The following is a 12,489-nucleotide window of genomic DNA, read 5'->3' as shown; positions in this document are numbered from 1 at the left end:
GCCTTGGGAAACGCTCCCGAGGAAACTCGGGTGGCGCGCCCAAGGTCGACCCATCTGTTCCCGACCGCCGAAATGGTGCGACGCGCACCACGTCACATTCTGGGCGGACGGCGGCGCCACGGATTTGGACAACCTCGTGCTCCTGTGCCGCGCCCACCACACTCTCGTGCACCACTCACGCTGGCGCATCACCATGACCGGCGGAATTCCGGCCTTCATTCCCCCACGCCACGTCGACCCCGCGCAGAGGCCCCGACAGAACCTGCTCCACCGACCACCCACACCCGTGGCCGCCTGAACACCCGGGTCAGCCCAGGAGCACGGACGGCGTCGGGTCGGCGATCAACGCGGCGAACGTGTGCCGGTCGTCCCAACGGCCGGTCGTCCACGCCAGGGCTCGCGCCAACCCCTCGGGGGTGTCGGCGGCGTGCACGACCGCGTCCTCCACCCACCACGACACCGAGTGCTCGGCATCCTCCGCCGCCACGACCAGCTCGTCGTGCACGATCAGCGACCCACCCGGCAGCTCGACGCCGAGCAGGTCGCACGCCAGCCGCACCGCACCCAACTCCGACCAGACCACCTCGTCACCCTCACCGACCACCGCCCCGGACACCTCCTCCGAAGCGAGCGGCAGGGCCAGGAGTTCGGCCAGTTCGGCCGAGGCACCCGCCGACGCCAGCACCTGCGAGGGCGGCAGCACTCCCAGCAGCCAGGGCAGGTCGGGCACGAGCACGTCGTCGGCCGACTCGGCGGTCCCCGTCAGCACCCGCACCCGGTCCGGCGGCTCGACGCTCACCACGTCCGCCACCTCCGCCAGCAACGCGTGCACCCGCAGCACCAGGGCGTCCGACAACTTCCGCGCCGGGTCACCCAGCCGGCCCAGCAGGTCGGTGACGTCGTCCTCGTCCACCACGGTCAACGACGTCCGCACACCGGCCGCCGCCAGCACGTGCGCCGGCAGGTCGACCGACGGCACCACGTCGTACAAGCCGTCCAGGCCGTCCGCGTCGGCCAACCGCCACGACCCGGGCGGCAGGCCTTCGAGGGCCGCGTACCTCGCCAGCCACCAGCCCGTGTAGCCGTCCGGCTCCGTCACCGCACGCCACGCCACCGGGTCCGCCGCCATCATCGCCAGCGCCTCGGGCCACTTGTCCCGCGCCACCAGGTCCAGGTCGCGGATGCCGAGCACCCGCGTGGGCGGCACGTCGAACGTGTCCCACCAGTAGCCCTCGTCGGCCAGGTCGTGGTCCGGCTCGGTGGGCGAGTCGTCCTCGACCACGCTGAAACCGTCGATCACGCCGACGTCGGTCAGCACCGAACGCGGCCACTCCTCGGCGACCGACGCGTCCAGCACCCCGAACGGCGCGTCGGACTCCAGCACCGACAGCAGCGCCGAGTCGGGCAGCACGAGTTCGTCCGCGCGCCGCCACTCGCCGTCCGCCGACGGCAACGCCAGCTCCGCCAGCCACGGCCGCCCACCGGCCCGCGACACCAGCCGCAGCACGGTCCGCACCAGGTCGAGCCCGTCCAGCTCGGGGTCGTCCATGCTCCGGTGCACGGCCTCGCGCACCGCGTCGGAGTCCAGCAGCTCGTCCGCGCCGGCCTCGGTCGCACCGAGCCGCATCAGCAGCGGGTGCGCCGCGTCGGGGTGCGCGATGCGCAGACCCGGCACCGAGAACAGCTCCGAATCGGTGCCGACGAGCACACCGCGCGGGCTGCTCACCAGCCGTCCGTCGACGAGCGGCACGGGCAGGGCGCCCATCGCCTCACGCGCCGTGGAGTCGACGTCCGCGACGGGCGACAGGGCGTCGTACACCTCGTGCCACCACGCCGGGTCGCCGCCGACACCGGCCAGCGCGGAGACCACTTCCGCCACCCCGAGCCTCGGCACGCCGAGGGCCGCCAGGGCCTTCGCGTGCGGCGGCAGGGTCAGTTCGTAGTCGAGCAGGCCGGGTACCACGTCCTCCAGCAGTTCGACCAGCTCGAACGACGCCAGGTCCAGCACCTTCGCGGTCGACGGCGCGGTCCACTCGCCGTCCGCGAGCGGCAGCCAGGCAGCGGTCCGCAACGCCTCGGTGATCCCGATCCGGAGCTGGTCGTCCACTTCGGACAGCGGGAAGCCGGGCAGCGGCACCAGCCGCGTCCGCTCGATCGCGGGCAGCGAGGCCACCAGCGCCGGGTACGCCGAAGCGGCCTGGTCCAGCACGAACGACGCCGCCGAGCCCGCCAGCACCCGTCGCCGGGACGGCTCCACCGGCAGGGTCGCGATCAGCCGCGCGGGCAGCGACAGCTTCTCGTCGGTCGGCGTCGGCGCGTGCAGGACGTCGCCGGACAGGGGTTCGTCCATCGGCCACGCCCAGCACACCGACCAGTGCGGACGTGATTCGACGCCCGCGACCAGGGAGGACGGCAGTTCGCCGCCGACGCGGTGCACCAGCCACCGCTGCGCGCCGGACGGGCCGGTCAGCACCACGACGCCGTCGGACTCGGTCCGCTCCCACGCCTGCGCCCCGACTTCGATCCGGCGCAACCCGGGCAGCGCCAGCAGCAGGTCGGGCGCCTGCGCGGCGAACTCGGCCAGCAGCCCGTCCGCGTGCGCCTTCAGCGGCAGCCGCACCTCGGTGTCGAACCCGTCCGGCACGTCGGTCTCGTCGGACGGCCACACCAGCCGCAGCACCGGCACGTCACCGCCGCGGGCCGACGCCAGCGACGGCACCGCCTCGCGCGTGCGGGCGGCCGAGAACGCCACCGCGCCGGTCCGCGACACGACCCGCGGTTCTTCCGTCACGGCCAGGACGGCGGCGAAACCCACGCCGAACTGGCCGACCGTGTCCGTGACCTTCGACGACGCGCGCAGCGACGCCAGGGCCGCCACTCCGGCCGCGTCCAGCGGTGCGCCGGTGTTCGCCGCGCGCAGTTCGTTGTCCACAAGGGACAGTCGCAGCACACCCGGTGCGCCGCCCGCCGCGTCGGACGCGTTCTGCGCCAGTTCCACCAGCAGCCGGTCTCGGTACCCGCCGAGCCGCAGGTCCTCCTCGGCGTTGGCGTCTTCCCGGAACCGCGTCGGCGACCCGCGCCACGCGGCCAGGACCGACTCGCGCAGCGCCTCGGTGCCGAACGGGTCCGCGCTCACGTCCCGCTCTCGTCGGTGTGGGACGGGTCGGCCCCGGACAGGTCGGCTTGGGACAGGTTGGCCTCGACGTCCAGCACCGCGTCGTCGTAGACGACCTCGGCGACCGGCACCAGCGGGCCGCCCTCGACCTCGGTCTCGGAGTGCGCGCCGCACCCGTACTCCACGTGCACGACGTGCCCGTCGGCCGGCGTCATCTCGTTCGCGCACACCCCGAAGGCGGCGCCGAGGGAACCGGCGATCCGGCTGTAGAACCCGCACGTGCCGCACGTGGCGGGCGCGCTGCGGGCCATCTCGCTGCGCGGCCCGAAGTCGCCGCCGTGCCAGCGCTGGGCGGCGTCGAGCACGCCCTCGCGGGACAGCACCCGCACCCGGCCAAGGCCGATCTCCAGGGCGGTGTCCTCGATCGCCGGGTCGTCCGAGCCCACGTAGGCGGGCGCGAGCCGCGGGTCGTCCTCGGGCGTGGGCAGCAGGTCGCCGACGCCCAGGTCACCGGCGCGGACCCGCTCGTGCCACGGCACCCAATCGGGTGCGACGAGCGCGTCGTCACCGGGCAGGAGCACGACCTCGCTCACCGACAGCGGCGTGCCAGGGCCCGCGAAGGCGACCGTGACGGCCCAGTTCCAGCCGCGGTAGCCGGCCTGGTAGGCCTCGAAGAGGTGGGTGGCCGACACCTGGTCCTCGGCGACCGTGCCCACGTGGTCGCCGACGCGGTCCGCGCCCGCCTCCTCTTGTGCGGCGGCTCGGGCGAGCCGGACTGCCTCGGGATCGGCGAGCGCTGGGTTGGGCTGCTGGGTCGGCGTGGCGGTCACAGGTGAATTGTGCCGCACGTCTTCGCAGCACTGTGCACACGTGCCACCCTTTCGGACGTGCGGTGGCTCCTGATGGCGGTCGTGTTGGTCCTGTCGGCGGCGTGCTCGACTCCGCCGAGCGGCCCGACCGGGCTCGAAGTGCTCGGCACGGTGCCGCACGACCCCGGCGCGTTCACACAGGGCCTCGAACTGGTGGACGGGTCGCTCTACGAGGGAACGGGCCTGGAGGGGCAGTCGTCGCTGCGCCGGGTGGACCCCCGGACGGGTGAGGTGGAGCAGCGGGTCGACCTGCCGGACGCGATGTTCGGCGAGGGCATCACCGTGGTCGACGACCGGATCTGGCAGATCACCTGGCGGGACGGCGTGGCCATCGAACGGGATCGGGCCACCTTCGAAGAAGTGAGGCGCGTCACCTACGAGGGTGAGGGCTGGGGGCTGTGCCGTGACGGCGACCGGCTGGTGATGAGCGACGGGACGGCCGAGCTGACGTTCCGCGATCCCGGGTCGTTCGCCGAGACGGGGACGGTGGCGGTGCGGCGCGACGGGCAGCCGCTGGACCGGCTGAACGAGCTGGAGTGCGTCGGCGGGCAGGTGTGGGCGAACGTGTGGCACTCCGACGAGGTGGTGCGGATCGACCCGGCGACCGGCGCGGTGACGGCCACCGTCGACTTGAGTTCGTTGCGGCCGGACGACGTGCCGAAGAGCGACGTGCTGAACGGCATCGCGGCCGTGCCGGGCACCGACGAGTTCCTGGTCACCGGCAAGAACTGGCCGACGATCTTCCGGGTGAGGTTCCCGAGCGGGTGAACCCTGCCGGGCGGGGACGCCCAGCGGAACGCCGGGCGGGGACGCCGGACGGGACGGCGTGCCGGACACCACCGGCCGCCGCCGGGTCGATCCGTGAGACAGCCCGCACCTGGTGAGGCAGGATTGAGGCGTGACACCCCCTCGGCCGGAAGACCCGTCGCGGCGGTACCCGTGGGAGGACGACGAGTACAAGCCGCGCACCCGGCCGTACCCGGTACCCGGCCAGCCACCGCCGCCCGACCAACCGCGCCCCCACAACCAGCCGCCACCCCACGACCGGCCGCCACCCCGCAGCCGGCCGCGGAACCCCGGCCAGCCCCCGCCGCGCAACCAACCCCCGCCGCACGATCAGCCGCCACCGCGCAGCCGACCACGGGACCAGCACCCCGACCAGCAGCCGCGCGATGAACGGGAGTCCGCCCGCTTCGCGCCGCCGGACGGCGACAAGCCGACCGTCCCGACGCTGCCGAAGAAGCTCACCGTCACCCGGGTCGTGTGGTTCCGCACGAAGCAGATCAGCAGCCAGGCGGTGGCCGCGTTCCGCAAGGCCGCGCACGCCGACGGCGCCAAGCAGTCCGGCCTGTCGTCGCTGACCTACGCGGTGATGCTGAACTACGCGGCCGACGCGGCGATGGCGGTCGCGCTGGCCAACACCCTGTTCTTCTCCGCCGCGACCGGTCAGAGCCGCGGCAAGGTCGCCCTGTACCTGCTGATCACGGTGGCGCCGTTCGCGCTGGTCGCCCCGGTCATCGGCCCAGCGCTGGACCGGATCCAGCACGGCAGGCGGGTGGCGCTGGCGGCGTCGTGCGTCCTGCGCGTGTTCCTGGCGATCGCGATGGCGCTGAACTTCGACAACTGGGGCCTGTACCCGGCGGCGCTGGGCAGCATGGTGCTGTCCAAGTCGTTCACGGTGCTCAAGGCCGCCATCACCCCGCGCGTGCTGCCCCGGGACATCACGCTGTCCAAGACGAACGCCCGGATGACGGTGTTCGGCCTGGCCGCGGGTGGTGTGTTCGGCGCGGTCGCGGCCGGGTTCGCGAACCTGTTCGGGTCGCCGGGCGCGCTGTGGTTCACGGCCGTGCTGTGCCTGGCGAACGCCTACTTCTGCCTGCGCATCCCGTCGTGGGTGGAGGTCACCGAGGGCGAGGTGCCGGCGTCGCTGCGGGCCAGCCCGAAGCCGAAGCGGCAGCCGTTGGGCCGCACGGTCGTGGTGGCGCTGTGGGGCAACGGCGCGATCCGGATGCTGACCGGGTTCCTGATGCTGTTCGCCGCGTTCGTGGTGCGCGCCCAGACCGAGGGCGACGCGTTCATGCAGGTGCTGCTGCTGGGTGTGATCGCGGCGGCGGCCGGTGTCGGCAGCTTCCTCGGCAACGCGGTGGGCGCGCGGCTGCACTTCGGCGTGCCGGACCAGGTGGTGATCGGGTGCCTGGTCGCGGCGCTGGCGACGGTGGTCGTGGCGGCCGTGCTGCCGGGCCTGGCGACGGCCGCGGCGGTCGGGCTGATCGGCGCGACGGCGAGTTCGCTGGCGAAGGTGTCGCTGGACGCGGTGATCCAGGACGACGTGCCGGACGAGTCGCGGGCGTCCGCGTTCGGCCGGTCCGAGACGATCCTCCAGCTCGGCTGGGTGTTCGGCGGCGCGCTGGGCGTGCTGCTGCCGACCGAGTACTGGATCGGGTTCACCGTGCTGTCGGTGCTGCTCGCGGTGGGGCTGGCGCAGACGATCCAGACGCGGCGCGGGTCCACGCTGATCCCCGGCCTGCGCGGCGACCGCCCGCTGCGGGCCGCGCCCGTCGTCCCGCAGGCGGGCACGTAGGCTCGACTGCCGTGCGCCTGCTTCCCGTGTCGCTCCTCGTCCTGTCCGGCCTGGTCCTGGCCGGGTGCGCGGCCCCCGTCGACCCCGAGGTGACGTTCTACGCCGACGGTGAGGCGATCAACGTCAAGCCGTCGCAGTACTGCGACCTCCAGTCGGAGAACTGCGAGGCGGACGCCGGCGCGGCCGGTGTGCTGCGGGTGCGGCCGGGCAAGCCGGTGCAGATCTCCGTGCCGGGCGAGCTGGCCGACACCGCCTGGTCGGTGAAGTTCACCTACCGCAACGGGCGGGGTGAGCCGCAGGAACCGCTGCGCAGCAAGCTGTTCACCGAGCGGGACCCCCGGTACGCGTACACGCTCGTGCTGCCGAACCCGGACGACCAGCTGGAGAGCGTCGAGGTCCAGCAGTACGGCGCGCGCATCCAGACGAGCACCACGGGCGCGTTCGACTTCGTCGCCCGTGGCACCTGGGTCCTGTCGATCGACGATCGCGGTGATCGCCGGCCGGCCGGCGATTAGGGGTCGAGCTCCCGTGCGACGGCACGGACCACGTCGGCGATCAGCTTGGTGTTCTTCCGCTCCGGGTAACGGCCGCGGCGCAGGTCGGGCTGGACCTTCATCTCCAGCAGCTTGATCATGTCCTCGATCAGGCCGTGCAGCTCCTCCGCGGGCCGGCGGCGGGCTTCCGCCACCGAGGGCGCCGGGTCGACCAGCCGCACGGACAGCGCCTGGGGACCGCGCCTGCCCTCGGCCATGCCGAACTCGATCCGCTGACCGGCCTTCAAGCCCTCGACACCCGGGGGCAGCGCGGACTTCCGCACGTAGACGTCCTCGCCACCGTCCTGTGTGACGAAGCCGAAGCCCTTCTCCGAGTCGTACCACTTGACCTTGCCGGTCGGCACCGTTCTCACCAATCCTTAAGCGATCACACGACGAACGCGCCCGGGGCGTGCCCAGGGCGCGTCCCACCAGACTATCCAGAACACCGCCGCCGGGGCACCTCCGAAAGCGCGACTACGATCCGACCCATGTCGACGACCCCGAAGCTGATGCCGCTCGCCGTGGCGTTGTTCGCGCTCGGCGTGGTGGCCATCGTCGCGATGTTCGTCGCGGGCGAACGCGGCCTGCCCGCCTGGGTGTTCGCCGCCGGCTGGCTGCTCGCGCCGGCCGGTCTCGCGCTGGGCGTGTTCAGCGCGGTGCGGGAGTCCCGGACCCGGCGGTGAGCCGGTCGGCGTTCGCGCGCAGCCAGTCCGGGAACGCGGTCAGGTCCGGCAGCACCACGTCCGCGCCTTCCGCGGCCAGCTCGTCGCCGCTGCACGGCCCGCTCACGACACCGACGGACACCGCGCCGGCCGCCTTCGCACCCCGGACGTCGCCCACGTGGTCACCGACGTAGACGGCGGCCCCGTGCACCTTCAGCGCCTCGGCCTTGCCGGTCGACCACAGCTCGCCGAACAGGTGGTCCACCTCCCAGTCGAACGCGGCCAGGTGCAGCGCCGCGTTGGCCCGGTACTTGCCGGTCACCACGATCGTCGTCCCGCCCAGCTCGCGCACCGCGGCAAGCGCTTGCGCGGCGCCCGGCAGTGCCACCGTGGCCGGGATGACGACCTCCGGGTACAGCGCGCGGAACCGGGCGATCAGGTCCGGGATGTCGGCCTCGGGCACGCCGGACTCGCGGTAGACCATGTCCAGCGGCGGGCCGAGGTTCGCCGCGAAGTGCGCGCCGTCGAGCGGGTAGCCGCTCTCCGCCGCGACCGCGTCCATCACCGCCGCCATGCCGGGCCTGGGGTCGATCAGGGTCATGTCGAGGTCGAATCCGACGGTCAGCGGCACGACCGCACTTTAGGCGCTGTGGAAAGCTTCGCGCCGTGACGGAACTCACCCGCGCCCTGCTCGACGCGGCGGCCGAGTTGGTGGCCGAACGCGGTTCGCGCGGCCTGCGCCTGGCGGAGGTCGCGGCCAGGACCGGCGTCAGCAGGCAGAGCGTCTACAACGAGTTCGGCAACAAGGAACGGCTGTTGCAGGCGGTGGCGCTGCACAAGACGGCCGAGTTCGTCGACGGTGTGCGCCAACGGCTGCTCGGCACGCCCGACCCGCTGGAGGGGCTGCGCGAGGGCATCCGGTTCGCCTTCGACCTGGCCGAGCGGGACAACCTGGCGAAGTCCGTGCTGAACGGGGCGAACGCCGAGGACATGCTGCCGTTCCTCACCACCAGGGGCCGGCCGGTGCTCACGCTCGCCACCTCGGTGTTCGCCCGGCACATCCGGCAGCACTGGGGCGACCTGCCCGACCCGCGGGTGCACCTGATCGCCGAGACGATCGTGCGGGTGTCGCTGAGCCACCTGCTCACGCCGAGCAGCCGCCGGGTCGAGGCGGTCGTGCACGTGACGGAGGCGCTGCTGGCCGCGGGTCGGGACGACAGGTCCTAGTCGTAGCGGAGGCCGACCTGGTCGCCGACCTCGATCATGGTGCGCAGGATCGCCAGCGACTCGGCGTGCGTGATCGTCGGGCTCTCGACCTCGCCCGCGTTCACCCGCGCGACGACCTCGCGCAGCTGCGGCACGTACCCGGCGCCCTCGATCTCCGCCCGGTGCTCCACCCCGTTCACGATGATCGCGGTCGGGGCGTGGTGCATGCCTGGCAGCTCCACCAGGCCACGCGTCCCGTACACGACGGCCCTCGACAGCAGGGGGCTGACCAGCGACGACGCCAGCAGGGCGTGCTCGCCGCCGGGGTAGCCGAGCAGCATCCCGACCTCGGCGTCCACGCCGTCGACCAGGGAGCCGTGCGCGGCGACGGTCTCCGGTTCGCCGAGCAGCATGTGGGCGAACGACACGGGGTAGATGCCCAGGTCGAACAGCGATCCGCCGCCGAGGGCCCGGTTCCACAGCCGGTGCGCGGGGTCGTGCTCCAGCGCGAACCCGAAGTCCGCCCGAACCGATCGGAGCTCGCCGATCGCGCCGTCCGCGACGACTTCGCGGAGCTTCACGGTGAGCGGGTTGAACCGGCTCCAGATGGCCTCCATGAAGAACAGGCCGCGTTCGCGCGCCAGGTCCACCACCTCCTGGAGGTGCGGCAGCGTGAGCGTGGCGGGCTTCTCGCACAGCACGTGCTTGCCCGCCTCCAACGCCGCACGCGTCACCTCGTGGTGCTGGACGTGCGGCGTCGCCACGTAGACGACGTCCACGTCGGGGTCCGCGAGGAGGTCCGCGTAGTCGCCGTAGGCACGCGGGATCTCGTGCTTGGCCGCGAACGCCTCGGCTTTGGGGAGCGCGCGGGACGACACCGCGAGCACTTCGACATCGGGCAGCAGACGGAGGTCGCCGGTGACGACGTCGGCGATGCCGCCCGTCGCGACGACGCCCCAGCGGAGTTTGTTCGGCACGGGGCGGGAGCTTAATCGGGCAAGATGGACGCGTGAGGATCATCTTGAACCTGATCTGGCTGGTTTTGAGCGGCTTCTGGCTGGCCGTCGGGTACGCGGTCGCCGGCATCGTGTGCTGCGTGCTGATCGTCACCATCCCGTGGGGGCTGGCGTCGTTCCGGATCGCGAACTACGCGCTGTGGCCGTTCGGTCGCACGGTGGTGGACCGGCCGAGCGCGGGCGGGGCGTCGCTGCTCGGCAACGTGGTGTGGGTCGTGGTCGCGGGCATCTGGCTCGCCATCGGGCACGTCGTCACCGGTCTCGCGCTGTGCGTGACGATCATCGGCATCCCGCTGGGCATCGCGAACTTCAAGATGGTGCCGGTGTCGCTGATGCCGTTGGGCAAGGAGATCGTCCCCGCGCCCTAGTCGTCCCGGGCCGGCTGGTCGTCCTGGCCCAGCTCGACGACCAGGCACGGTCCGCCGCTGTAGAGGCCCGCGTCGACGGCCAGCACCCGGCCGTCGGCGTACCTGAGCGGGCCGTCGATCTCCTCCGGGGCGACGCCGAGCTGGTCGGCGATGACGCTGTGGCCGTGCACGACCTCCCGGCCGCCGAGGACTTCGAGCAGCTCGTCCGCCACCGCACCGCCGCCCGGCCCGCGGAACGCGTAGCGGGTGGTCATCTTGCGCCAGCACTCCCACCAGTGGTCGAGGTCGTCGCCCTTGAGGACGTCCCGCACGGCCTCGTTGACCTCGTCGATCGTGTCGCCCCACTCCAGGTAGGCGAGCGTGTCGGAGTGCATCAGCAGGTGCCCGTCGACCTCCGTGAGCACCCGGCGGCTGGTCAGCCAGTCGATGTGGTCGTCGGTGAGGCGGTCCTGGTCGCTGCGCAGGCCGCCGTTGAGCAGCCAGCTGCGGGCGAAGCTGCGGGGCGTCGGCGCACCCGGAACGTTCCGGTCGCCGAACCGGTGCATGCCCAGCAGCAGCACCTCGTGGTTGCCGATGAGGGCGTCCACCCGGCCACCGCTCTGCTCGGCCAGCCGCATCACGAACTCGATGACGCCGATGCCGTCCGGCCCGCGGTCGACGAAGTCGCCGAGGAACCACAGCTCCGCATCACCGCCGCACCAGTCGCCGTCGGCGTCGACCAGGTCCGAGGCGTGCAGGGCGCGGGTCAGCTCGGCGAGGTGCCCGTGCACGTCGCCGACCACGAAGAGCGGTCTATCCACACCCGCGACGATAAGCGACGCGGCGGTGTGGTGCGCGAAAGTCGATCAGCGCTGCGGCGGGCGGCTTCGGCCACGAGCCGCGCGGCTCCCCCGTGCGGGGGAGATCGGGCCGGACGCCGTGATGACGGGCGTGCGGCGCCATCTCCCCCTCATGAGAGAGCACCTCGAACGGGTCGCGGGCGAACTGGACGAGGCGATGGTGGCCATCGCCGCCGAAGCGGGGCACGCCTGGCACCCGTGGCAGCACGTGGACTGGCTGCGGCTCCAGGCGGACCTGCTCGACCGCCTGGGCGCCGCGTGCGACGGCCCCGTCACCGGCCGCGCGGAGCTGCTGCGCGACCGGGCGGAGCGGCTGGCCGACCGGATCAACCGCATGCCGGTGGCGACCGGGACGCGGTCGCGCCGGGTCGGGCCGCCGGAGCAGCGCGGCCACCTGCGTGCCGTCACGCAGTCCGGTCACGCGCTCCGGCCCGAGCCGCCACCTCTCCGGTGACCGCCCCGCAGCGGTCGGACACCGCAGCGGTCAGACGCCGTCCGGGAACGGGTCGGCGGAGTGGCCGACCAGGTCCGCGATCGACTTGACGACCCGCGTCGGCCGGTACGGGTACAGCTCGGCGGTCGACTCGGCCGAGATGCCGGTGAGCACCAGGATCGTGCGCAGCCCCGCCTCGAGGCCGGACCGCACGTCGGTGTCCATCCGGTCGCCGATCATCAGCGTGGACTCGGAGTGGGCGCCCAGCGCGCGCAGCGCCGACCGCATCATCAGCGGGTTCGGCTTGCCCACGTAGTAGGGCGCGCGGCCGGTGGCGCGTTCGATCAGCGCGGCGATCGAGCCCGTGGCGGGCAGCGAGCCCTCGCGGGACGGGCCGGTGGCGTCCGGGTTGGTCGCGATGAACTTCGCGCCCTGCTCCACCAGCCGGATGGCCTTGGTGATCGCGGTGAAGCTGTAGGTGCGGGTCTCGCCGAGGACCACGTAGTCCGGGTCGCGGTCGGTGAGCACGTACCCGATCTCGTGCAGCGCCGTGGTCAGGCCCGCCTCGCCGATCACGTACGCCGAGCCTCCGGGCCGCTGCGAGTCGAGGAACTTCGCGGTGGCCAGCGCGGACGTCCAGATCGCCGCCTCGGGCACGTCGAGGCCCGTGCGGACGAGCCGGGCGCGCAGGTCGCGCTGGGTGTAGATGGAGTTGTTCGTGAGCACCATGAACGGGATGTCGTTCGCGGTCAGCTCGGCGACGAACTCGCCGGAGCCCGGGATCGGGTGCTCCTCGTGCACGAGCACGCCGTCCATGTCCATCAGGTAGTTCCACTGAGCGGCCATGCGCGCAATGCTGCCGGC

The 12,489-nt window shown here is 72.8% G+C and carries 15 protein-coding genes; 8 read left to right on the top strand and 7 right to left on the bottom strand.

The window, feature by feature from the left end; genetic code table 11:
- Positions 1-52: 52 nt before the first annotated feature.
- Positions 53-298, top strand: a complete 246-nt coding sequence (locus OQ02_RS47030) for an HNH endonuclease signature motif containing protein (RefSeq protein WP_081916161.1) — start codon at positions 53-55, stop codon at positions 296-298.
- A gap of 9 nt (positions 299-307) precedes the next feature.
- Here the strand turns inward: OQ02_RS47030 and OQ02_RS35200 are convergent, their stop codons facing one another.
- Together OQ02_RS35200 and OQ02_RS35195 are read right to left on the bottom strand one after the other, a co-directional pair.
- Entirely contained in the window at positions 308-3,136 is a 2,829-nt protein-coding gene (locus OQ02_RS35200; RefSeq protein ID WP_033442989.1) for a sacsin N-terminal ATP-binding-like domain-containing protein, read from the bottom strand.
- Positions 3,133-3,945 (bottom strand): DUF3027 domain-containing protein, encoded by an 813-nt coding sequence (locus OQ02_RS35195; RefSeq protein ID WP_231500359.1) that lies wholly within the window; start codon positions 3,943-3,945, stop codon positions 3,133-3,135. The genes OQ02_RS35200 and OQ02_RS35195 overlap by 4 nt, the downstream gene beginning before the upstream one ends.
- A 72-nt stretch (positions 3,946-4,017) precedes the next feature.
- Between OQ02_RS35195 and OQ02_RS35190 the strand changes: the two genes are divergently transcribed.
- The 3 genes from OQ02_RS35190 (at position 4,018) to OQ02_RS35180 (ending at position 7,080) form a co-directional block, all read left to right on the top strand.
- On the top strand, positions 4,018-4,752 hold the full coding sequence (locus tag OQ02_RS35190; protein WP_033443009.1) for a glutaminyl-peptide cyclotransferase: 735 nt from the start codon (positions 4,018-4,020) through the stop codon (positions 4,750-4,752).
- Positions 4,753-4,882: 130 nt separating this feature from the next.
- Positions 4,883-6,565 carry an MFS transporter gene (locus OQ02_RS35185; protein WP_037329756.1) on the top strand — a complete coding sequence of 561 codons (1,683 nt, stop codon included), beginning with the start codon at positions 4,883-4,885 and terminating at the stop codon, positions 6,563-6,565.
- 11 nt (positions 6,566-6,576) lie between these two features.
- On the top strand, positions 6,577-7,080 hold the full coding sequence (locus OQ02_RS35180) for a DUF2771 family protein (RefSeq protein WP_051773179.1): 504 nt from the start codon (positions 6,577-6,579) through the stop codon (positions 7,078-7,080).
- On the opposite strand, the gene OQ02_RS35175 is transcribed toward OQ02_RS35180, so the two are convergent.
- Positions 7,077-7,463, bottom strand: coding sequence for a cold-shock protein (locus OQ02_RS35175; protein WP_033442988.1), 387 nt, complete (start codon positions 7,461-7,463; stop codon positions 7,077-7,079). The genes OQ02_RS35180 and OQ02_RS35175 overlap by 4 nt on opposite strands.
- 126 nt (positions 7,464-7,589) lie before the next feature.
- Here OQ02_RS35175 and OQ02_RS35170 point away from each other — a divergent pair, with 126 nt between their 5' ends.
- Positions 7,590-7,784 (top strand): hypothetical protein, encoded by a 195-nt coding sequence (locus OQ02_RS35170; protein WP_051773178.1) that lies wholly within the window; start codon positions 7,590-7,592, stop codon positions 7,782-7,784.
- On the opposite strand, the gene OQ02_RS35165 is transcribed toward OQ02_RS35170, so the two are convergent.
- Positions 7,750-8,394, bottom strand: a complete 645-nt coding sequence (locus OQ02_RS35165; RefSeq protein WP_033442987.1) for an HAD family hydrolase — start codon at positions 8,392-8,394, stop codon at positions 7,750-7,752. The two genes, OQ02_RS35170 and OQ02_RS35165, sit on opposite strands and share 35 nt — an antisense overlap.
- Positions 8,395-8,429: 35 nt before the next feature.
- On the opposite strand from OQ02_RS35165, the gene OQ02_RS35160 reads away from it, so the two are divergent.
- Positions 8,430-8,990, top strand: a complete 561-nt coding sequence (locus OQ02_RS35160; protein WP_033442986.1) for a TetR family transcriptional regulator — start codon at positions 8,430-8,432, stop codon at positions 8,988-8,990.
- Here the strand turns inward: OQ02_RS35160 and OQ02_RS35155 are convergent.
- A complete protein-coding gene (locus tag OQ02_RS35155; protein ID WP_033442985.1) occupies positions 8,987-9,946 on the bottom strand; it encodes a Gfo/Idh/MocA family protein in 960 nt (319 codons plus the stop codon). The genes OQ02_RS35160 and OQ02_RS35155 overlap by 4 nt on opposite strands.
- Positions 9,947-9,978: 32 nt before the next feature.
- On the opposite strand from OQ02_RS35155, the gene OQ02_RS35150 reads away from it, so the two are divergent.
- The gene (locus tag OQ02_RS35150) at positions 9,979-10,353 is read left to right on the top strand and encodes a YccF domain-containing protein (protein WP_033442984.1); all 375 of its coding nucleotides are present in this window, start codon (positions 9,979-9,981) and stop codon (positions 10,351-10,353) included.
- Here OQ02_RS35150 and OQ02_RS35145 read toward each other — a convergent pair.
- Entirely contained in the window at positions 10,350-11,153 is an 804-nt protein-coding gene (locus OQ02_RS35145; RefSeq protein WP_033442983.1) for a metallophosphoesterase, read from the bottom strand. The two genes, OQ02_RS35150 and OQ02_RS35145, sit on opposite strands and share 4 nt — an antisense overlap.
- A gap of 151 nt (positions 11,154-11,304) precedes the next feature.
- Here OQ02_RS35145 and OQ02_RS35140 point away from each other — a divergent pair, with 151 nt between their 5' ends.
- The gene (locus OQ02_RS35140) at positions 11,305-11,646 is read left to right on the top strand and encodes a hypothetical protein (protein ID WP_051773177.1); all 342 of its coding nucleotides are present in this window, start codon (positions 11,305-11,307) and stop codon (positions 11,644-11,646) included.
- A 30-nt stretch (positions 11,647-11,676) separates the two neighbouring features.
- Here OQ02_RS35140 and OQ02_RS35135 read toward each other — a convergent pair whose 3' ends face one another.
- Entirely contained in the window at positions 11,677-12,471 is a 795-nt protein-coding gene (locus OQ02_RS35135) for an HAD-IIA family hydrolase (RefSeq protein ID WP_156077505.1), read from the bottom strand.
- Positions 12,472-12,489: the final 18 nt, after the last annotated feature.

The sequence above is a fragment of the Saccharothrix sp. NRRL B-16314 genome, assembly GCF_000716595.1.
GTDB lineage: Bacteria > Actinomycetota > Actinomycetes > Mycobacteriales > Pseudonocardiaceae > Actinosynnema.
This window is presented reverse-complemented; position numbering and strand designations above follow the sequence as displayed.